Genomic DNA, 19,435 nt, shown 5'->3' on the forward strand with positions numbered 1-19,435 from the left:
GTTCGTGGGCGACGAGGTCCTCGGGCTGGACCCAGGTGATTCTCAGGGCGCCGGGGTCGCCCGCGCGGGGCGGCGGGTGCTCCGTACCGACCTGCTGGGGGAGCGCCGTCGCCTCCCGCCGTCCGGCCCGGGGCGTACCGCCGCTCACCGGCTCTCCTCCGTCAGCCGGGCGAACGCCGCCTCGTGGGCGCGGCGGCGGGCGGTGTCGCGGGCGAAGACCTCCCGGGCGACCGAGGCGAGTTCACGGGCCGGGGCGTCCAGATCGAGCCGGCTGGCCTCGGCGACGGTCTTCGCCCAGTCGAGCGGTACGGCCGCCGTGCCGTGCAGGGCCCCCGCGATCGCGCCCGCCATGGTGGCGATCGAGTCGCAGTCCCGGCCGTAGTTGACCGACCCCAGGACCGAGCGCCGGTAGTCGCCGCCGCCGATCAGCAGCATGCCGAGGGCGATCGGCAGCTCCTCGATCGCGTGCAGCCGGGAGGGGCGGCGCGCCCCGAGACCGGGCGCGCGGTAGTCGGGGCCGACGGTGTCGAAGGGCGCGACCGCCGTCCGCAGCGGGGTGAGCGCCGGTTCGAAGTCCGTATGGCGTACGGCGACTTCCGCGACCGCCTCGATCGCGGCCCGGGTCCCGTCCTTCGCCAGCGACAGCGCCGCGTCGACGACCGACGCCGGGGTGGCGTCCGGCGCGCAGGCCGCGGCGACCGCCGCCGCGAACACCCCGGCGGCCTCCCGCCCGTAGGACGACTGATGGGCGCCCGCGATGTCGAGGGCCTCCTGGTACGCGGCCGGCGGGTCGGCCGCGTTCACCAGCCCGACCGGGGCCATGTACATGGCCGCGCCACAGTTGACGATATTGCCGTTGCCCGCCTCGCGGGGGTCGATGTGCCCGTAGTGGAGGCGGGCCACCAGCCACTTCTCCGCGAGGAAGATCCGCTGGAGCGGCAGCGCCTCCGCCTCCAGTTCGGGGATCCAGCGGGGCGTGCCGATCAGATCGGGCACCAGGTGCCCGGCCACGGCATAGGCGTCGAGATGGTCGCGCACGGTGGCGTACACCCTGATCAGCGCATGGGTCATCAGGGTGTCGTCGGTGACGTGTCCGTCGCCCTTGTGGTACGGCGCGATGGGTCGCGCGGTGGACCACTCGGCACCGTGCCACGGGCCGACGATGCCCTGGACCCGGCCGCCGTGCCGTTCGGCGATCTGCTCGGGGGTATAGCCCTCGACGGGCCCGCCGAGCGCGTCACCGACCGCCGCGCCCGTCAGCGCGCCCGCGATCCGGTCGTCGAGTCCGGGTGATGTGTGTGGTGTTGGCGTCATGCCGGAATTGTCCACCCGGGGCGGCCGGTTCCGGGGGTGTCAGCCGCTCGGCGAGTTCCACCAGATCCGTGCCCGCGAGCCGGGGGAGGGCGCAGCCCGCGAGCGTTCTGCATGCCTCGCGCCAGGACTCGGGTACGGCCGCGCCGCCGCCGAGCGCGCCGGTCAGGGCCCCGGCGAGGGCGGGCGCGGAGTCCGCGACCCGGGAGAGGCACGCCGCCGTCGGCACGGCCTCGGCGACCCGTCCGCGCGACGCCGTCGCCACCGCCAGCGCCACCGGGACGGTCTCCGCCGCGGCGATGCCGTAGCTGTAGACGTGGTCCACGATCTGATGCTCCAGCAGGGGTACGAGCGCGAACGCGGCGGACTCCCCCTCCAGGGACTTGGCCAGCCGTACGGCGTGCCGGGCGTTGCGGCCGATCTCGGTCGACCCCGGCAGCTGGGCGACGGCGGCGGCGACGGCGTCGTCCACGTCCGCGCCGCCGAGCGCCGCCGCGACCGCCGCGGCCATCGCCCGTGCGCCGTACACTCCGTCACCGTCCTGGGTGTACCGGGCGTCGAACTCGGCGAGGGCGGCGGCGGCTTCCGGGTCGCCCGGGTGGACGATCGCGAGCACCGCGGCCCGTACACAGGCGGCGTCGTCGAAGTAGTGCGGATTGTCGTGGCCGGTCGCCGGGGGCCGCAGCCCGGTCGCCAGATTTCCCAGACCGGCCCGTACGGAGATCCGGGCCCGCAGCGGCAGGACCGCCGACTCGACCTCGGGCGCGCGGGCCGCCGCGGCGGCGACCTCGGCGGCGAGGGAGTTCCACGCCAGATCGACGGCCGCGCGGGGCCGGAGGTCCGGTGGCAGGTCCGCGAAGAGTTCGCCCGCCGCCGTGAGCACGGTCTCGGCGGCGAAGGCGGCCCACTCGGCGTCGTCGGACGGGCCGAGACGGAGCGGCTCCGGAGGCTGGTTGAGCGCGATCGGCACGGGCAGGGTCGTGGTGGCGTTCTGCTCGGCGAAGGTGTCCAGCTCACGGGTGAGCCGCCGGGTCCATTCGGGCATCCGCGCCGCCCGGTGCCGCGCGGCGGGCCACCCGGCGGCGTCCCCCGCGGCGAGCCCGAGCAGCAGCCCCTCCACGGCCCGCTCGGCCGGACCACGCGCGGCGCCCGGTCCGGACGCGGCCGTGGAAGGGGTCCGGGACCGGTGGACCGTTCCTGCGGAGGGCTGCGTTCCGGGCGTTCCAGGCGTTCCGGGCGTGGGCGCGTCGTCGTGGCCGTCCCCGGCTCCGGCTCCGGCCCCGTCTGCGGGCCGTCCCTGCCGCCGGGTCTCCTCCTCCGGGCGCGGCGTACCGGTCGTCGTCATGACGCCGCCTGCGGATCGTGACCCGGACGTGTTCCGGAGAGCGTGCCGCCGGGACGCCCCTCCGGCGGCTCCGCCGTCTCCGGGAGGTCGTCCGGGACCAGCAGATCCGCGATGTCGAGGATGTGCTGACCCGCCATCGACGGCAGACAGCTGCCCCGCACCGGGCCGATCGCCGCGCCCCACTCCTGGGGGATCGCCCCCGCGCCCTGCACCGCGCCCGCCAGCGCGCCCGCGACCGCCGCCGTCGTATCGGCGTCCCGCCCCATGTTGACCGCCGTGAGCACCGACGCCCGGAAGTCGCCGCGGGCCGCCGCGAACGCGCCGAACGCGAGACCCACCGCCTCCGGCGCGAGGTCCGTCCACGGATAGCCCCCGATCACCACCGACGACCGGACCGCGCGCTCCATCGTCAGGGTGTCGGGGTAGGAGCGCTGCGCGGTGACGACGCCCCGGCGCAGCGAGCGGGCCGTCCACGAGTCCATCGGGATCACCGACAGGGCCGCGCCGATGACCCCGGCGGGACCGGCGCCCGTCATCGCCGCCGCGACCCCCGCGGCGACCGCCCGGCCGCCGTAGATGCCCTCGCCGTCGTGGCTGACGGAGCCGTCGATGGTCACCAGCCGGGCCGCCTCCAGCGGACGGCCCGCCGCGAAGACCCCGAACGGCGCGGCCCGCATGGCGAGTCCGTCGCTCCACGCGTGCCGGTGCTGGGCCGAGATCGGCGCGGCCAGACCGCGCCGGAGGTTCTCCAGCGTGCCCCGCTCACTGAACCCGGCGCCGCGGAAGGGGCCCTCGTCGAGATCGGCGATCCAGTGGTGCCACGCCTGCTCGACATGGGCCACGGTCAGGGCCGAGCCGTGCCGGGCGAGCAGCAGACCGGAGAAGATCGCGTACTCCGTGTCGTCGGTACCCGCGGGGTCGAGGGACACGAAGCCCTCGATCCGCCCCCAGCGGCGGCGGATCTCGGAGGGCCGCATGTTCTCCGCGGGCGCGCCCAGGGCGTCGCCCACCGCGAGACCCAGCAGCGCGCCGCACGCCCGGTCGCGCAGGGTCGGGGCCGGGGCCCGGACCGGATCCGCCGAGGACAGCGGCGCACCGTCGAACGGATCGGCGGGATTGCATGCAACCAACTCCATGGAGCGGGCCCCTTTCACGCGCGCGAGCCTGTTGTCTGCATCTGTGCCATACGCGAACCGTCAGCAGACCGAGAAACGCCGATAAGTGATGAGAAACGCCGCCGTCATATGGAATGTCACCCACTGGAACCCAGGTAAGTATGGGCTGCCTTGCTGGCGAGCCCCTTACATCGCGCGTATTTTCGAGGTGTTCGAGGAGGCGGAGCGGAAGGTTCCGTCGGTGGTCGGCGGTGAGGGCTGCCCGGCCACACCCCGGGCGTCCGGCCGGGAGGCCGGCGCACCGGGAGCCCGCGAGGGCGCGGCAAGACAAGGGGAGAACAGTGGCCGTCATCGAATCCGTCGCGAGCCTGCACGAGGCGCACCGCGACAACCACACGCACCGGGACGTCAACGGCGGCTGGCTGCGGCCGGCCGTCTTCGGTGCGATGGACGGCCTGGTCTCCAATCTGGCGCTGATGACCGGCGTCGCGGGCGGGGCGGTCTCGCAGCAGACCATCGTCGTCACCGGGCTCGCCGGACTCGCGGCGGGCGCGTTCTCGATGGCCGCGGGCGAGTACACCTCGGTGGCCTCCCAGCGGGAACTGGTCCAGGCGGAACTGGCCGTCGAGCGGCGCGAGTTGCGCAGGCACCCGATCGACGAGATGGAGGAACTGGCGGCGCTGTACGTGTCCCGGGGCGTCGAGCCGGGACTGGCGCGGGAGGTCGCGACGCAGCTCTCCCGCGACCCCGAGCAGGCGCTGGAGATCCATGCCCGCGAGGAGCTGGGGATCGACCCGGACGACCTGCCGTCGCCGGTGGTCGCCGCCGTCTCCTCGTTCGGCGCCTTCGCCCTCGGCGCGCTGCTCCCGCTGCTGCCGTATCTGCTGGGCGCGAGCGCCCTGTGGCCCGCCGTGCTCCTCGCGCTGATCGGCCTCTTCGGCGCCGGTGCGCTCGTGGCGCGTGTCACCGCCCGTAGCTGGTGGTTCAGCGGTCTGCGACAGCTCGCCCTGGGCGGGGTGGCGGCGGCGGTGACGTACGGCCTGGGCCATCTGCTGGGCGCGGCGCTCTGACGCTGCCGGGCCTGGCCGGCGGCGTCCGAGGTTTGCCCCGGGGTGCCCGCGCCGCGGGTGCCGCGCACTCCTGGGTGCCGGTGCCGGTGCCGGTGCCGGTGCCGTGTGCCGGAGTCGGTCTGCAGACCGTGGTGGGCTGGTCGCGCAGTTCCTCGCGCCCCTGGAAGACCTTCCCGGTCCCGGCATCGTTCCGTTCACGTGGTGGACATCCGGCTGTGACGTGACCCCGCCCCCGGTCACCCCACCGGGCCACAGCCGGGCCGGGGCGTGACCCCCGGGTCGCGGGGGAGGGGGGCGTGCGCGCGGGGCCGTGCGCCGGGGCGGATACACTCGCGGCGGACTTTCCGCTCCGGGGCCGCTTCCCGGGGCTTCCGCCGCCTTCCCCTGGCGTACGGAGCCGGTGTCGCGCATGGTGGGGACAGCGCCGCCCCCACCCGGCCCCGGAGGGAACCGCCGGTTTCGGAGCCCGTACCAGGGGTATGAGCCGTAGGCGCCGCGGGCAATGAAGCCCGCTCCGCCCCCGGTCCTGCGGCAGCCGAGCCCCCGGCACAGAGTCTCGGCACAGAACCCGGCATGGATCCCCACGACCGTGTCCGTACCCCACGCTTGTCCGCATGCTGGAATGTGGAATCCACTTTTCGGGAATCGTTCCATCATGTAACCTGCACGAAATTTCGCAGAGGGCCAACGTCGTCCCTCGGCACAGCACATGCCACGACGACGACGGGAGAGCCGATGCGTTCCGACGCCTGGTCGCCCATGGACGGTCGCCCCGCTCCTCAGGGGATGTACGACCCCCGGAACGAACACGACGCCTGTGGTGTCGGTTTCGTGGCCACCCTCACCGGGGTGGCCAGCCATGAGCTGGTGGAGCAGGCGCTGACGGTGCTGCGCAACCTGGAGCACCGCGGAGCGACCGGTTCGGAGCCCGACTCGGGGGACGGGGCCGGGATCCTGGTCCAGGTGCCCGACGCGTTCCTGCGCGAGGTCGCCGGGTGCGAGCTGCCCGAGGCGGGCGCCTACGCCGTCGGTACGGCCTTCCTGCCGCTGACGGACCCGGACGCCGACGCGGCCGGGACCGCGGCCGGGACCGGAAACACCGACGCGATCACCGCCGGTGACGACGCGACCACCGCCGCCGTCTCGCGGATCGAGACGATCGCCCGCGAGGAGGGCCTCACCGTCCTCGGCTGGCGCGAGGTCCCCGTCACCCCCGGTCTCCTCGGCAACGGCGCCCGCGCCACCATGCCCGCCTTCCGGCAGATCTTCGTCGCCGACGGGCACAGCACGGGCCTGGCCCTCGACCGCAAGGCATTCGCCCTGCGCAAGCGCGCCGAGCGCGAGGCCGGGGTGTACTTCCCGTCGCTCTCCGCCCGCACCATCGTCTACAAGGGCATGCTCACCACCGGGCAGCTGGAGCCGTTCTTCCCGGACCTGTCCGACCGGCGGTTCGCCACCGCGATCGCCCTCGTGCACTCCCGGTTCTCCACCAACACCTTCCCGAGCTGGCCGCTGGCCCACCCGTACCGCTTCGTCGCCCACAACGGTGAGATCAACACCGTCAAGGGCAACCGCAACTGGATGAAGGCCCGGGAGTCCCAGCTGGCCACCGGTGTCTTCGGCGAGCGCGAGCTGGACCGGATCTTCCCGGTCTGCACCCCCGACGCCTCCGACTCCGCCTCCTTCGACGAGGTGCTGGAGCTGCTTCACCTCGGCGGCCGGTCCCTGCCGCACTCGGTGCTGATGATGGTCCCCGAGGCGTGGGAGAACCACGAGTCCATGGACCCGGCCCGGCGCGCCTTCTACCAGTACCACTCCACGATGATGGAGCCCTGGGACGGCCCCGCCTGTGTCACCTTCACCGACGGCACCCAGGTCGGCGCGGTCCTCGACCGCAACGGTCTGCGCCCCGGCCGCTACTGGGTCACCGACGAAGGACTCGTCGTCCTCTCCTCCGAGGTCGGCGTCCTCGACATCGACCCCGCGAAGGTCGTCCGCAAGGGCCGCCTCCAGCCCGGCCGGATGTTCCTCGTCGACACCGCCGAGCACCGGATCATCGAGGACGACGAGATCAAGTCGGCCCTCGCCGCCGAGCAGCCGTACGCCGACTGGCTGGAGACGGGCACCATCGAGCTGGGCGATCTGCCCGAGCGCGAGCACATCGTCCACACCCACGCCTCCGTCACCCGCCGCCAGCAGACCTTCGGCTACACCGAGGAGGAGCTGCGGATCCTGCTCGCGCCCATGGCCCGGACGGGTATGGAGCCGATCGGCTCCATGGGCACGGACTCCCCGATCGCCGCGATCTCCGCCCGGCCCCGGCTGCTCTTCGACTACTTCACCCAGCTTTTCGCCCAGGTGACGAACCCGCCGCTGGACGCCATCCGCGAGGAGCTGGTGACGTCCCTGCACTCGTCGCTGGGCCCCGGCGGCAATCTGCTCGACCCGACGGCCGCCTCGTGCCGCAGCGTCACCCTGCCGTTCCCGGTGATCGACAACGACGAGCTGGCCAAGCTGGTCCACATCAACGCCGACGGCGACATGCCCGGGATGAAGGCCGTCACCCTCTCCGGTCTCTACCGGGTCGGCGGCGGCGGTGACGCCCTGGCCGCCCGGCTGGAGGCGGTCTGCGCCGAGGCCGACACCGCCATCGCGGACGGTGCCCGGCTGATCGTCCTCTCCGACCGGCACTCCGACGCCGAGCACGCTCCGATCCCGTCGCTGCTGCTCACCTCGGCCGTCCACCACCACCTCATCCGCACCAAGCAGCGCACCAAGGTGGGGCTGCTGGTCGAGGCCGGCGATGTGCGCGAGGTCCACCACATCGCGCTCCTCATCGGCTACGGGGCCGCCGCGGTCAACCCGTATCTGGCGATGGAGTCCGTCGAGGACCTGGTCCGCGCGGACACCTTCATCAGCGGGATCGAGTCCGAGCAGGCCATCCGCAACCTGATCTACGCCCTGGGCAAGGGCGTGCTGAAGGTCATGTCCAAGATGGGCATCTCGACCGTCGCCTCCTACCGGGGCGCCCAGGTCTTCGAGGCCATCGGCCTGGACGAGGGATTCGTCGCCGCGTACTTCGACGGCACCGCCTCCAAGATCGGCGGCGCCGGGCTCTCGGTGATCGCCGACGAGGTCGCCGCCCGGCACGCCAAGGCGTACCCGGTGTCCGGGCTCGCCCCGGCGCACCGCGCGCTCGACATCGGCGGCGAGTACCAGTGGCGCCGCGAGGGCGAGCCGCACCTCTTCGACCCGGACACCGTCTTCCGGCTCCAGCACGCCACCCGCAGCCGCCGGTACGACATCTTCAAGCAGTACACGGACCGGGTGAACGAGCAGTCCGAGCGGCTGATGACGCTCCGCGGCCTGTTCCGCTTCGCCGAGGGCCGCGAGCCCGTCCCGCTGGACGAGGTCGAGCCGGTCTCCGAGATCGTCAAGCGCTTCTCCACCGGCGCGATGTCGTACGGCTCCATCTCCCGCGAGGCCCACGAGACCCTCGCGATCGCCATGAACCTCCTCGGTGGCAAGTCGAACACCGGTGAGGGCGGCGAGGACCCGGACCGGCTCTACGACCCCGCCCGGCGCTCCGCCATCAAGCAGGTCGCCTCCGGCCGCTTCGGCGTCACCAGCGAATACCTGGTCAACGCCGACGACATCCAGATCAAGATGGCCCAGGGCGCCAAGCCCGGCGAGGGCGGCCAGCTGCCCGGCCACAAGGTCTACCCGTGGGTCGCGAAGACCCGGCACTCCACCCCCGGTGTCGGTCTGATCTCCCCGCCGCCGCACCACGACATCTACTCCATCGAGGATCTGGCCCAGCTGATCCACGATCTGAAGAACGCCAACCCCAAGGCCCGGATCCACGTCAAGCTGGTCTCCGAGGTCGGGGTCGGCACCGTCGCGGCCGGTGTCTCCAAGGCCCACGCCGATGTCGTCCTGATCTCGGGACACGACGGCGGTACCGGCGCCTCCCCGCTGACCAGCCTCAAGCACGCGGGCGGCCCGTGGGAGCTGGGTCTCGCCGAGACCCAGCAGACGCTGCTGCTCAACGGGTTGCGCGACCGGATCGTCGTCCAGACCGACGGCCAGCTCAAGACCGGCCGCGATGTGGTCGTCGCCGCCCTGCTGGGCGCCGAGGAGTTCGGCTTCGCCACCGCGCCGCTGGTCGTCTCCGGCTGCGTCATGATGCGCGTCTGCCACCTCGACACCTGCCCGGTCGGCATCGCCACCCAGAACCCGGTGCTGCGCGAGCGCTTCTCCGGTAAGGCCGAGTACGTCGTCAATTACTTCGAGTTCATCGCCGAAGAGGTCCGCGAACTCCTCGCCGAGCTGGGCTTCCGTACGCTCCGGGAAGCCGTCGGCCACGCCGAACTGCTCGACACCGACCGCGCCGTCACCCACTTCAAGGCCGAGGGCCTCGACCTGGCACCGCTGTTCCATGTGCCGGAGCTGCCCGCGGGCGCGGTCCGCCACGCCTTGATCGAGCAGGACCACGGGCTGACCAAGGCGCTCGACAACGAGCTGATCAAGCTGGCCGCCGACGCGCTGGGTGCCGCGTCCGCCGAGGCCGCGCAGCCGGTCAGGGCCCAGGTCCCGATCCGTAACATCAACCGGACCGTCGGCACCATGCTCGGACACGAGGTCACCCGCCGTTTCGGCGGCGCCGGGCTCCCCGACGACACCATCGACATCACCTTCACCGGCTCGGCGGGCCAGTCGTTCGGCGCGTTCGTGCCGCGCGGTATCACCCTCCGGCTGGAGGGCGACGCCAACGACTACGTGGGCAAGGGCCTGTCGGGCGGCCGGGTCGTGGTCCGCCCCGACCGGGCCGCCGACCATCTCGCCGAGTACTCCACCATCGCGGGCAACACCATCGCGTACGGGGCCACCGGCGGCGAGATCTTCCTGCGCGGCCGTACCGGTGAGCGGTTCTGCGTCCGCAACTCCGGCGCGACCGTCGTCTCCGAGGGCGTCGGCGACCACGGCTGCGAGTACATGACCGGCGGCCACGCGGTCGTCCTCGGCGAGACCGGGCGCAACTTCGCGGCCGGCATGTCCGGCGGAGTCGCGTACGTCGTCGATCTCGACCGCGACAACGTCAACGCGGGCAATCTGGCGGCCGTCGAGCCGCTGACCGACTCCGACCGGGAGTGGCTGCACGACGTCGTGCGCCGCCACCAGGAGGAGACGGGTTCCACCGTCGCCGGGAAGCTGCTCGCCGACTGGGAGACGAACGCCGCCCGCTTCAGCAAGATCATCCCGACCACGTACAAGGCAGTGCTCGCCGCCAAGGACGCCGCTGAGCTGGCCGGCCTCTCCGAGCAGGAGACCACCGAGAAGATGATGGAGGCGGCGATCAATGGCTGACCCCAAGGGCTTCCTGACCACCGGCCGCGAGGTCGCCAAGACCCGTCCGGTCGGCGAGCGCCTCAAGGACTGGAACGAGGTCTACGTCCCCGGATCCCTGCTGCCGATCATCAGCAAGCAGGCCGGCCGGTGCATGGACTGCGGCATCCCGTTCTGCCACAACGGCTGTCCGCTCGGGAACCTGATCCCCGAGTGGAACGACTACGCCTACCGGGAGGACTGGGCCGCCGCCTCCGAGCGGCTGCACGCCACCAACAACTTCCCCGAGTTCACCGGGCGGCTCTGCCCCGCGCCCTGCGAGGCGGCCTGTGTGCTGGGCATCAACCAGCCCGCGGTCACCATCAAGAACGTCGAGGTCTCCATCATCGACAAGGCGTGGGACTCCGGGGACGTCACCCCGCGGCCCCCGGACCGGCTCTCCGGCAAGACCGTCGCCGTCATCGGCTCGGGCCCGGCCGGACTCGCCGCCGCCCAGCAGCTCACCCGGGCCGGACACACCGTCGCGGTCTACGAGCGGGCGGACCGGATCGGCGGACTGCTGCGGTACGGCATCCCCGAGTTCAAGATGGAGAAGGTGCACATCAACCGGCGTATCGAGCAGATGCGCGCGGAGGGCACCAAGTTCCGGACCGAGGTGGAGATCGGCCGGGACATCGACGCCGCCCAGCTGCGCCGCCGCTACGACGCGGTGGTCGTCGCCGCCGGGGCCACCGTCTCCCGCGATCTGCCCGTCCCCGGCCGTGAGCTGAAGGGCGTGTACTTCGCGATGGAGTACCTGCCGCTCGCCAACAAGGTGCAGGAGGGTGACTTCGTCGCGCCCCCGATCACCGCCGAGGGCAAGCACGTCGTCGTCATCGGCGGCGGCGACACCGGCGCGGACTGCGTCGGCACCGCCCACCGGCAGGGCGCGGCCTCCGTGACCCAGCTGGAGATCATGCCCCGGCCGGGCGACGAGCGGGCCGCCGGGCAGCCGTGGCCGACGTTCCCGATGCTCTACAAGGTCACCTCGGCCCACGAGGAGGGCGGCGAGCGGGTCTACTCCGTCTCCACCACCAGCTTCGAGGGCGACGACGACGGTCATGTCTCGGCGCTGAACCTGGTCGAGGTCGAGTTCGTCGACGGCAAGCTCACCCCCAAGCCCGGTACCGAGCGCCGGATCCCGGCCCAGCTGGTGACCCTGGCCATGGGCTTCACCGGCATCGACCAGTCCAACGGGCTCGTCGAGCAGTTCGGCTTGGAGCTGGACGGCCGCGGCAACGTCGTCCGCGACGCGGACTTCGCCACCAATGTCGACGGGGTCTTCGTCGCCGGTGACGCGGGCCGCGGCCAGTCGCTGATCGTCTGGGCGATCGCCGAGGGCCGCTCGGCGGCGCGCGGAGTCGACCGCTATCTGACGGGGGCGAGCGATCTGCCCGCCCCGATCCGCCCGACGGACCGCGCGCTCACCGTCTGACGCGCGCGGACCGAAGACGTCCCGTACAACGGCGTACGGAACTGAACGCGGCGCCCTCCCCGTCCCCGACCGGACCCGGGTGGGCGCCGCGGCGTTTCCACGGCGAGATCCACAAGCGACGGCCCGGGGCCGCCGCTCCGGGCCCGTACAGCCGTCGGCGCCGCGTCCCTCGGCACAGTGATACGCCGATTCGGGGCCCGTTGTCGTACACCTGCCGTAATCTCGGCATACGAGTCGACGCGCCGGATCACGCCCGGGGGACCGCGGTGCGACCGGCCGCCCGCGCAGTGCCGTCTGCCGGTCGAGGAACGGAGCCGTACGCATGGCCGTTTGGCGCACCGCCGGGGGACCGGCGATCAGTCTCAGCAAGATCGAGGAGCGGGCCCCGGCCCTGGTGAGCCTCTACAAGTCGGCGGGGGTGTCCCTGCGCAAACACGGTATGGAGGGACAGCGCGCCGCCGTCTATCTCGTCATCGACTACTCCGGCTCGATGCGGGACTACTACAAGGACGGCAGCGTGCAGGCGCTGGCCGACCGGGTGCTGGGGCTCTCCTCCCACCTCGACGACGACGGCCGGGTGCCGACGGTCTTCTTCTCCACCGATGTCGACGCCGTCACGGAGATCCGTCTCGACGACCACCACGGCCGGGTGGAGCGGATCGCCGCCGGGCTCGGCCATATGGGGAAGACCAGCTATCACCTGGCGATGGACGCCGTCATCGACCACTATCTCGACAGCGGCGCGACCGATCCGGCGCTGGTGGTCTTCCAGACCGACGGCGGGCCGATCAACAAGCTCGCCGCCGAGCGGTATCTGTGCAAGGCGTCGAAGCTGCCGCTGTTCTGGCAGTTCATAGGCTTCGGGGATACCCACAGCCGGCAGTTCGACTTTCTGCGCAAGCTGGACGAGCTGCCCGTGCCCGCCAAGCGGATGGTGGACAACGCCGGTTTCTTCCACGCCGGGCTCGACCCGCGGCGGGTGTCCGACGCCGAGTTGTACGACCGGCTGGTGGCCGAGTTCCCCCGCTGGGTCGCGGCGGCCCGGGAGCGGGGCGTCATCGGCTGACGGGACGCGCCGCCCCCTTGGGCGTCCCGTCGTTCCGGAGTCCCGGAGTCCCGTCGTCCCGGAGCCCCGGAGCCCCGCCGTCTCACCACGTCCCGGACTCCGTCAGTACCTCCGTCCGGCAGTGGTCCGGGCCGCCCCAGGCGTCGCGCAGGGGCCGGGCCCCGCGCAGCCACAGGGAGAGGTCGTACTCCTCGGTGTAGCCGATCGCGCCGTGCGCCTGGAGCGCCGTACGGGCCGCCGCCCATCCCGCTTCGCCCGCCGCCGCCTTCGCCGCCGCCAGATCGCGGACGTCCCGGGTCACGGCCGCCCCGAAGACCAGGGGCCGGGCGAACTCCAGACCGATGAGGGTGTCCGCCAGCCGGTGCTTCACGGCCTGGAAGCTCCCCACCGGGACCCCGAACTGCTCCCGCCCGAGGACATGGGCGACGGTACGGTCCAGCAGCGCCCGGCCCGCGCCCAGGCAGCGTGCCGCCGTCAGCAGCCGGGCCAGCCGGCCGGCCCGTACCGCGGCCGCCGTCGCCGCCGGTCCCCGGGCCAGCACCTCGCCCCCCGGCAGTGGTACCGCGAGCCGCCGTACCGGGTCGGCGGAGACCCGGACCCGCCCGTGACCCGGCGCGATCCGGACCTCGCCCCGCTCGGCGTCCGCCACCACGATCACCTCGGCCGCCTCCGCGTCCAGTGCGTAAGGACCGCCGCCCGGCGCCACCAGGGTCGCCGGGGCCCCGGCCACCAGGGCGGGCAGCAGCGCCCCCACCTCCGCCCCCGCGCCGCCCAGCTCGGCGAGGAGCGCCGCCGCCGCGACCGTCTCCACCACCGGCCCGGGCACCGCGTGCCGCCCCAGCTCCACCAGCGCCACGACCAGCTCCACCGGGCGAAGACCCATACCGTCGTACGTCTCCGGTACCGCCAGCGCCACCAACCCCGCCCGCGCCGCCCCGGCCAGTACCGCGAGCCCCGGCGCCCGGTCGCCGGCCGCCCACGCGCGGGCCGCCGACGGGGTGTCGGCCGCCGTCAGCAGCGCGTCCAGCGACCGCCCGAAGGCCCGCTGCTCCTCGTCGAGGGCGAAACGCATCAGCGGCGTCCCTTCGGCAGACCGAGCAGCCGCTCGGCGACGATGTCCCGCTGGATCTCGTTCGTCCCGGCGTAGACGGGCCCGGCGAGCGCGAACAGATGGCCCTCGGCCCACTCGGTGTCCGCGAACTCGCCGTTTCCGCCCAGCAGATCGAGCGCCGTCTCGTGCAGCGCGATGTCGTACTCCGACCAGAAGACCTTGTTCAGACTGGACTCCGCGCCCAGCCGTCCGCCCGCCGCGACCCGGGCCGCCGCCTCCCAGGTGAACAGCTGGTGGGCCCGCGCCCCGATCACGGCGTCCGCGACCCGGTCCCGTACCGCGCCCCCCGGTGACCCGGCCGCCCGCCACTCCCGTACGAGACGATCGGCGGCGGCCAGGAAACGGCCCGGGGACCGCAGGGTGAGCCCCCGCTCGTTCCCGGTCGCCGACATGGCGATCCGCCAGCCCCGCCCCGGCTCGCCGATCACGTCCTCGTCCGGCACGAAGACACCGTCGAGGAAGATCTCCGCGAAGGCGGGCTTCCCGTCCAGCCGCCCCACCGGCCGTACCGTCACCCCCGGCTCCGCCAGACCGAACATCAGATACGTCAGCCCCTCGTGCGGCCGGTCCGCCGCCGGGTCGCTGCGGAAGATCCCGAACGCCCGGTCCGCGAAGGCGGCCCGCGACGACCAGGTCTTCTGGCCGTACAGCCGCCAGCCGCCGGGGCATCTGACGGCACGGGACCGCAGCGCCGCGAGATCCGAGCCCGCTTCCGGCTCCGACCACGCCTGCGCCCAGACCACATCGCCGCGGGCCATCGGGGGCAGCACCCGGGCCCGCTGCTCCTCGGTGCCGTGGTCGGCGAGGGTGGGGGCGAGCAGGGCGACGCCGTTCTGCGAGACCCGGCCCGGTGCGCCCGACGCCCAGTACTCCTCCTCGAACAGCAGCCAGCGGGTGAGGTCCGCGTCCCGGCCGCCGTAGCGGGCGGGCCAGGACACCACCGACCAGCGGTCCGCGGCGAGTTCCGCCTCCCACTCCCGGTGGGCCGCGAACCCCTCCCGGGTCTCCAGCGACGGCAGGGGCGTCCGGGGTACGTGCGCGGCGAGCCACTCCCGGGCCTCGGCCCGGAACGCGTCGTCCTCCGGGGAGTGGTGCAGATCCATCGGCACACCCGTCCTTCACCCATTCTTCCCTAACAAGTGTTTGGTAGGTTAACGTTCCCGGGTGGCGAACAACAGGGACGGGAAGCGGGCCGCGACCGGCCCGGCACCGGCGGCGGCCCCGGGCATCGCGAGCCCGCCCGGCTATGTGCCGGGGCACGGGCTGCTGCGGGGACGTACCGCGGTGATCACCGCCGCCGCCGGGGCCGGGATCGGCGGCGCCACGGCCCGCAGGTTCCTGGAGGAGGGCGCCCGGGTCCTGATCAGCGATGCCCACGAGCGGCGGCTGGCCGAGTCCCGGGCCGCCCTGGCCGACGAGTTCGGCCGGGAGGCGGTGACCGCCCAGCCCTGCGACGTCACCGACGACACCCAGGTCCTGGCCCTGTTCGCCCGCGCCGCCGATGAGCACGGCGGACCCGACCTGGTCGTCAACAACGCCGGACTCGGCGGTACCGCGGCCGTCGCCGATATGACCGACGAGCAGTGGGACCGGGTCCTGGACGTCACCCTGAACGGCACCTTCCGGTGTGTCCGTGCCGCCCTGCGGGCCTTCCGCGACGGCGGACACGGCGGGGTGATCGTCAACAACGCCTCCGTCATGGGCTGGCGCGCCCAGGCCGGACAGGCGCACTACGCCGCCGCCAAGGCCGGGGTGATGGCGCTGACCCGCTGCGCCGCGATCGAGGCCGCCGCGTACGGGGTACGGGTCAACGCGGTCGCCCCGAGCCTCGCCATGCACCCCCATCTGACGAAGGTGACCTCGGCCGATGTGCTCGACGAGCTGACCGCGCGCGAGGCGTTCGGCCGGTACGCCGAGCCGTGGGAGGTCGCCAACACCATCGTCTTCCTGGCCAGCGACTACGCCTCGTATCTGACGGGCGAGGTCGTGTCGGTCAGCAGCCAGCGGGCCTGAGGGGCGACCGGTGAAGACGGACGGGACGGACGGGACGGGTGGGGCGGGCGCGGTCCACGGGCCGGAGAATGGGGATGTGCCGAAGACAACCGCGCCGAAGACGACATCGCCGATGACGAACCCGCCGAAGACGAAGAAGCCCCGACCCGCCGCCGCGCCGGAGCGTCGCCGTGAACTGCTCGACCTGGCCGCCGATGTGTTCGCGGCCCAGGGCTACAAGGCGACCACCGTCCGCCGGATCGCGGACGAGGCGGGCATGCTCGCGGGCAGCCTCTACTACCACTTCGACTCCAAGGAGTCGATGCTCGACGAGATCCTCACCGGCTTCCTGACCGAGCTGTGGGAGGGGTACGACACGGTGCTCGCCGCCGGACTCGGCCCCCGGGAGACCGTGGAGGCCCTGGTGGTCGAGTCCTTCCGGGAGATCGACCGGCACCGGGCGGCCGTCGCCCTCTACCAGAAGGAGTCCCACCACCTCGCCGACCAGCCCCGCTTCTCCTATCTCGCCGACTCGCGGCGCAGATTCGAGGAGATGTGGCTGGGGACGCTGGAACGCGGGGTCGCGGCCGGGGTCTTCCGCGCCGACCTCGACACCCGGCTCGCGTACCGCTTTCTGCGCGACACGGTCTGGGTCGCCGCGTCCTGGTACCGGCCGGGCGGACAGCACGGGCCCGAGGAGATCGCCCGCCAGTACTTGTCGATGGTGCTGGACGGGATCGCCGTGGGCCCGGCCCCGGGCCCGACGGCTCCGGACGGGCCCGGACCCGTACCGGGATAGGACCCGATCGAGACGAACCCCGTACCGGGAGGACCGAGATGGCCGAAGCGTATGTCGTCGAAGCGGTACGCGCCCCCGTCGGCAGGCGCGGCGGCGGACTGGCCGGGGTCCACCCGGCGGACCTGGGCGCCCATGTCCTGCACGCCCTCGTCGAACGCGCCGGGATCGACCCGGCGGCGGTCGACGACGTCGTCTTCGGCTGTCTCGACGCGGTCGGTCCGCAGGCCGGGGACATCGCCAGAACGGCGTGGCTGGCGGCCGGGCTCCCGGAGGAGGTCCCCGGCGTCACCGTCGACCGCCAGTGCGGCTCCTCCCAGCAGGCCGTCCACTTCGCGGCCCAGGCCGTGCTCTCCGGCACCCAGGACCTGGTGGTGGCGGGCGGGGTGCAGAACATGTCGATGATCCCGATCGCGTTCGCCTCCCGGCGGGCCGCCGAGCCCCTCGGCCTCACCGAAGGCCCCTTCGCCGGGAGCAGGGGCTGGCGGGCCCGGTACGGTGACGCGCCGGTCGACCAGTTCCACGGTGCCGAACTGATCGCCCGCAAGTGGGGCATCACCCGCCGCGACCAGGAGGAGTACGCGCTCCGCTCCCACCGGCGGGCCGTCCGGGCCATCGACGAGGGTCGCTTTCTGCGCGAGACCGTCCCCTACGGCGAGGTCGCCACGGACGAGGGGCCGCGCCGCGACACCTCCTTGGAGAAGATGGCCGCCCTCGCCCCCGTCGTGGCCGGCGGCACGATCACCGCCGCCTGCTCCTCCCAGGTCTCGGACGGCGCCGCCGCGCTGCTGCTGGCGGGCGAGCGGGCGGTACGTGTCCACGGGCTGACGCCGCGCGCCCGGATCCACCATCTCTCCGCCCGGGGCGAGGACCCCATCCGGATGCTCTCCGCCCCCATCCCCGCCACGGCCCACGCCCTGAAGCGGACCGGTATGTCGCTCGACGCCGTCGACCTGGTCGAGATCAACGAGGCGTTCGCGCCCGTCGTCCTCGCCTGGCTCAAGGAGACCGGCGCCGACCCGGCCCGGGTCAATGTCAACGGCGGCGCGATAGCCCTCGGCCACCCCCTGGGCGCGACGGGCGCCCGGCTGATGACGACCCTGCTGCACGAACTGGAACGCACCGGCGGCCGGTTCGGCCTCCAGGTGATGTGCGAGGGCGGCGGCCAGGCGAATGTGACGATCATCGAACGGTTGTGAACCCGGGGACGGCTCGGGCCGAACTCCCTGAGCCGTCCGCCTGTTTATCTATCACCGTGGGCCACGAGGAATATTGCTGTTGCCTATGTTCACAGCATCATTGGTGTGTGATCATCCCTCTCATGGGAGATTCGTCATCGCGACAGCATGTCGCCCTCAGATACCTCGGCACCTACGTCGGTCTCGTCGTCGCCGTCGCGGTCCTGCCCGGACTCTCGGCCGGGCCGTTCGCCTCCGTGGCCTCCGTGATCATGACCGGATTCTGGCTGACCCTCATCAACCAGTTCATCCATATCTACCCCAGCCATCTGCGGAGCGCGCCGCCGGTCAAGGTGCTGATCCTCGCCGCCGTCGGGATAGCACAGGAGATACTGAGCCTCCTCCTGCTGACCTGGGCCGCCGGCCTGATGGGCTTCGGCGTCGAGGCCGACGGCGTGGTCGCCGTGATCCTCGGCGGCGTCATCATCCGCCTGACGACCCTCCTGGCCCTCGTCCCGGTCCGGGCACCGGCCGAGGGGTGAGCGGAAAGGCCCCGGACGGCCGGTTTCAGGGCTCCCTCCTCAACCCCGCCACCACCTCCGCCGCCTCCGTCATCATCCGGTCCAGCAGTTCGGCGCAGCTCGGGAGGTCGTCGATGGCGCCCGCGACCTGGCCGGAGGCCATCACTCCGAGGTCCGTGCGGCCGTCGACCATCGACGCGCGCAGCAGCATCGGGGTGTTGGCCGCCATCAGGACCTGGCTCCAGGTCAGTTCGCGGCCGTGCCGCATGGCCCAACCGTCGCGGAGCATCGACCGCCACGACAGGCCCGAAAGACGCCGGAAGGCCGCCGCGTGCCGGACCGCGCGGGCCAGGGTCCTGGCCCGGCCGTGCCGTTCCAGGGAGTCCACCAGGTCCGTCCGGAGCATCCGGTGCGGCAGTCCGTCGACGGCCCGGGTCACCGTCACGTCCCGTACCGTCGCCGCCAGATAGCGGGCCTTCACCGCGTCCGGCACCGTCGAGTCCGAGGTCAGCAGGAAACGGGTGCCCATGGCGACCCCGGCGGCGCCCAGTGCCAGCGCCGCCACCAGGCCCCGGCCGTCCCGGAAGCCGCCGGCGGCGATCACCGGGACGTCCACCGCGTCCACCACCTGCGGCAGCAGGACGGTCGTCGCCACGTCGCCGGTGTGGCCGCCGCCCTCGCCGCCCTGGACGAGGACCGCGTCCGCGCCCCACGCCGCGACCTTCTCGGCATGGCGGCGGGCCCCGACCGACGGGATCACCACGACCCCCGCGTCCTTCAGCTCGGCGATCAGGTCCCCGGACGGCGCGAGGGCAAACGAGGCGACCCGTACCCCCTCGTCGATCACGATCCGCACCCGTTCCCGGGCGTCCGCCGCGTCCGCCCGCAGATTCACCCCGAACGGCGCGTCGGTACGCGCCCGGACCTCCCGTACGGCGGCCCGCAGCCCGTCGGGCGACATGGTCGCCGACGCGAGGATCCCCAGCGCGCCCGCGTTCGCGGCGGCCGAGACCAGCCGGGGCCCGGCGACCCAGCCCATCCCTGTCTGGACGACCGGATACCGGACCCCCGTCAGCCGGGTCAGCGCCGTCTCCATCAGCCGCCTCCGCC

Annotated in this window: 14 protein-coding genes; 8 read left to right on the forward strand and 6 right to left on the reverse strand. The window is 73.0% G+C overall.

Annotation, left to right across the window (positions count from 1 at the left end; translation table 11 throughout):
- Positions 1-144 precede the first annotated feature (144 nt).
- From ACFXG1_RS28265 to ACFXG1_RS28275, 3 genes are read right to left on the reverse strand one after another with little or no spacing between them, the layout of a single operon-like run.
- Positions 145-1,314 carry an ADP-ribosylglycohydrolase family protein gene (locus ACFXG1_RS28265; RefSeq protein ID WP_384745089.1) on the reverse strand — a complete coding sequence of 390 codons (1,170 nt, stop codon included), beginning with the start codon at positions 1,312-1,314 and terminating at the stop codon, positions 145-147.
- Positions 1,238-2,656, reverse strand: coding sequence for an ADP-ribosylglycohydrolase family protein (locus ACFXG1_RS28270; RefSeq protein ID WP_384745091.1), 1,419 nt, complete (start codon positions 2,654-2,656; stop codon positions 1,238-1,240). The genes ACFXG1_RS28265 and ACFXG1_RS28270 overlap by 77 nt, the downstream gene beginning before the upstream one ends.
- The gene (locus ACFXG1_RS28275) at positions 2,653-3,792 is read right to left on the reverse strand and encodes an ADP-ribosylglycohydrolase family protein (protein WP_384745093.1); all 1,140 of its coding nucleotides are present in this window, start codon (positions 3,790-3,792) and stop codon (positions 2,653-2,655) included. The genes ACFXG1_RS28270 and ACFXG1_RS28275 overlap by 4 nt, the downstream gene beginning before the upstream one ends.
- 320 nt (positions 3,793-4,112) lie before the next feature.
- Here ACFXG1_RS28275 and ACFXG1_RS28280 point away from each other — a divergent pair, with 320 nt between their 5' ends.
- The 4 genes from ACFXG1_RS28280 to ACFXG1_RS28295 all read left to right on the forward strand — a co-directional run bounded on the left by ACFXG1_RS28280 (position 4,113) and on the right by ACFXG1_RS28295 (position 12,727).
- Positions 4,113-4,841: a VIT1/CCC1 transporter family protein gene (locus ACFXG1_RS28280; RefSeq protein WP_384718218.1), complete on the forward strand. Its 729-nt coding sequence runs from the start codon at positions 4,113-4,115 to the stop codon at positions 4,839-4,841.
- Positions 4,842-5,576: 735 nt separating this feature from the next.
- Positions 5,577-10,208, forward strand: a complete 4,632-nt coding sequence (gene gltB, locus ACFXG1_RS28285; RefSeq protein WP_384745095.1) for a glutamate synthase large subunit — start codon at positions 5,577-5,579, stop codon at positions 10,206-10,208.
- Entirely contained in the window at positions 10,201-11,661 is a 1,461-nt protein-coding gene (locus ACFXG1_RS28290) for a glutamate synthase subunit beta (RefSeq protein ID WP_384723097.1), read from the forward strand. Before gltB ends, ACFXG1_RS28290 begins: the two co-directional genes overlap by 8 nt.
- Positions 11,662-11,983: 322 nt before the next feature.
- A complete protein-coding gene (locus ACFXG1_RS28295) occupies positions 11,984-12,727 on the forward strand; it encodes a vWA domain-containing protein (protein ID WP_384718980.1) in 744 nt (247 codons plus the stop codon).
- An 82-nt stretch (positions 12,728-12,809) separates the two neighbouring features.
- On the opposite strand, the gene ACFXG1_RS28300 is transcribed toward ACFXG1_RS28295, so the two are convergent.
- Together ACFXG1_RS28300 and ACFXG1_RS28305 are read right to left on the reverse strand one after the other, a co-directional pair.
- Positions 12,810-13,799 carry an acyl-CoA dehydrogenase family protein gene (locus ACFXG1_RS28300; RefSeq protein ID WP_384745097.1) on the reverse strand — a complete coding sequence of 330 codons (990 nt, stop codon included), beginning with the start codon at positions 13,797-13,799 and terminating at the stop codon, positions 12,810-12,812.
- Positions 13,799-14,941, reverse strand: a complete 1,143-nt coding sequence (locus ACFXG1_RS28305) for an acyl-CoA dehydrogenase family protein (RefSeq protein WP_384718976.1) — start codon at positions 14,939-14,941, stop codon at positions 13,799-13,801. The genes ACFXG1_RS28300 and ACFXG1_RS28305 overlap by 1 nt, the downstream gene beginning before the upstream one ends.
- 124 nt (positions 14,942-15,065) lie before the next feature.
- Between ACFXG1_RS28305 and ACFXG1_RS28310 the strand changes: the two genes are divergently transcribed.
- The 4 genes from ACFXG1_RS28310 to ACFXG1_RS28325 all read left to right on the forward strand — a co-directional run bounded on the left by ACFXG1_RS28310 (position 15,066) and on the right by ACFXG1_RS28325 (position 18,346).
- Positions 15,066-15,851 (forward strand): SDR family oxidoreductase, encoded by a 786-nt coding sequence (locus tag ACFXG1_RS28310; protein ID WP_384718984.1) that lies wholly within the window; start codon positions 15,066-15,068, stop codon positions 15,849-15,851.
- 112 nt (positions 15,852-15,963) lie between these two features.
- Positions 15,964-16,629, forward strand: a complete 666-nt coding sequence (locus ACFXG1_RS28315; protein ID WP_384718982.1) for a TetR/AcrR family transcriptional regulator — start codon at positions 15,964-15,966, stop codon at positions 16,627-16,629.
- Positions 16,630-16,667: 38 nt separating this feature from the next.
- Positions 16,668-17,825 carry an acetyl-CoA C-acetyltransferase gene (locus tag ACFXG1_RS28320; protein ID WP_384745100.1) on the forward strand — a complete coding sequence of 386 codons (1,158 nt, stop codon included), beginning with the start codon at positions 16,668-16,670 and terminating at the stop codon, positions 17,823-17,825.
- 122 nt (positions 17,826-17,947) lie between these two features.
- Complete coding sequence (locus ACFXG1_RS28325) at positions 17,948-18,346, forward strand: hypothetical protein (protein ID WP_384713783.1); 399 nt, start codon at positions 17,948-17,950, stop codon at positions 18,344-18,346.
- A gap of 25 nt (positions 18,347-18,371) precedes the next feature.
- On the opposite strand, the gene ACFXG1_RS28330 is transcribed toward ACFXG1_RS28325, so the two are convergent.
- A complete protein-coding gene (locus tag ACFXG1_RS28330; protein WP_384745102.1) occupies positions 18,372-19,421 on the reverse strand; it encodes an NAD(P)H-dependent flavin oxidoreductase in 1,050 nt (349 codons plus the stop codon).
- Positions 19,422-19,435: the final 14 nt, after the last annotated feature.

Origin of the sequence: Streptomyces sp. NPDC059248 (assembly GCF_042753905.1) — a bacterium.
In the GTDB taxonomy this organism is placed as follows: Bacteria; Actinomycetota; Actinomycetes; order Streptomycetales; family Streptomycetaceae; genus Streptomyces.

Coding starts and splice junctions, on each gene's coding strand:
- ACFXG1_RS28265 (WP_384745089.1), bottom strand. CDS start 1,314: ATGACGCCAACACCACACACATCACCCGGACTCGACGACCGGATCGCG.
- ACFXG1_RS28270 (WP_384745091.1), bottom strand. CDS start 2,656: ATGACGACGACCGGTACGCCGCGCCCGGAGGAGGAGACCCGGCGGCAG.
- ACFXG1_RS28275 (WP_384745093.1), bottom strand. CDS start 3,792: ATGGAGTTGGTTGCATGCAATCCCGCCGATCCGTTCGACGGTGCGCCG.
- gltB (WP_384745095.1), top strand. CDS start 5,577: ATGCGTTCCGACGCCTGGTCGCCCATGGACGGTCGCCCCGCTCCTCAG.
- ACFXG1_RS28290 (WP_384723097.1), top strand. CDS start 10,201: ATGGCTGACCCCAAGGGCTTCCTGACCACCGGCCGCGAGGTCGCCAAG.
- ACFXG1_RS28295 (WP_384718980.1), top strand. CDS start 11,984: ATGGCCGTTTGGCGCACCGCCGGGGGACCGGCGATCAGTCTCAGCAAG.
- ACFXG1_RS28300 (WP_384745097.1), bottom strand. CDS start 13,799: ATGCGTTTCGCCCTCGACGAGGAGCAGCGGGCCTTCGGGCGGTCGCTG.
- ACFXG1_RS28305 (WP_384718976.1), bottom strand. CDS start 14,941: ATGGATCTGCACCACTCCCCGGAGGACGACGCGTTCCGGGCCGAGGCC.
- ACFXG1_RS28315 (WP_384718982.1), top strand. CDS start 15,964: ATGACGAACCCGCCGAAGACGAAGAAGCCCCGACCCGCCGCCGCGCCG.
- ACFXG1_RS28320 (WP_384745100.1), top strand. CDS start 16,668: ATGGCCGAAGCGTATGTCGTCGAAGCGGTACGCGCCCCCGTCGGCAGG.
- ACFXG1_RS28325 (WP_384713783.1), top strand. CDS start 17,948: ATGGGAGATTCGTCATCGCGACAGCATGTCGCCCTCAGATACCTCGGC.
- ACFXG1_RS28330 (WP_384745102.1), bottom strand. CDS start 19,421: ATGGAGACGGCGCTGACCCGGCTGACGGGGGTCCGGTATCCGGTCGTC.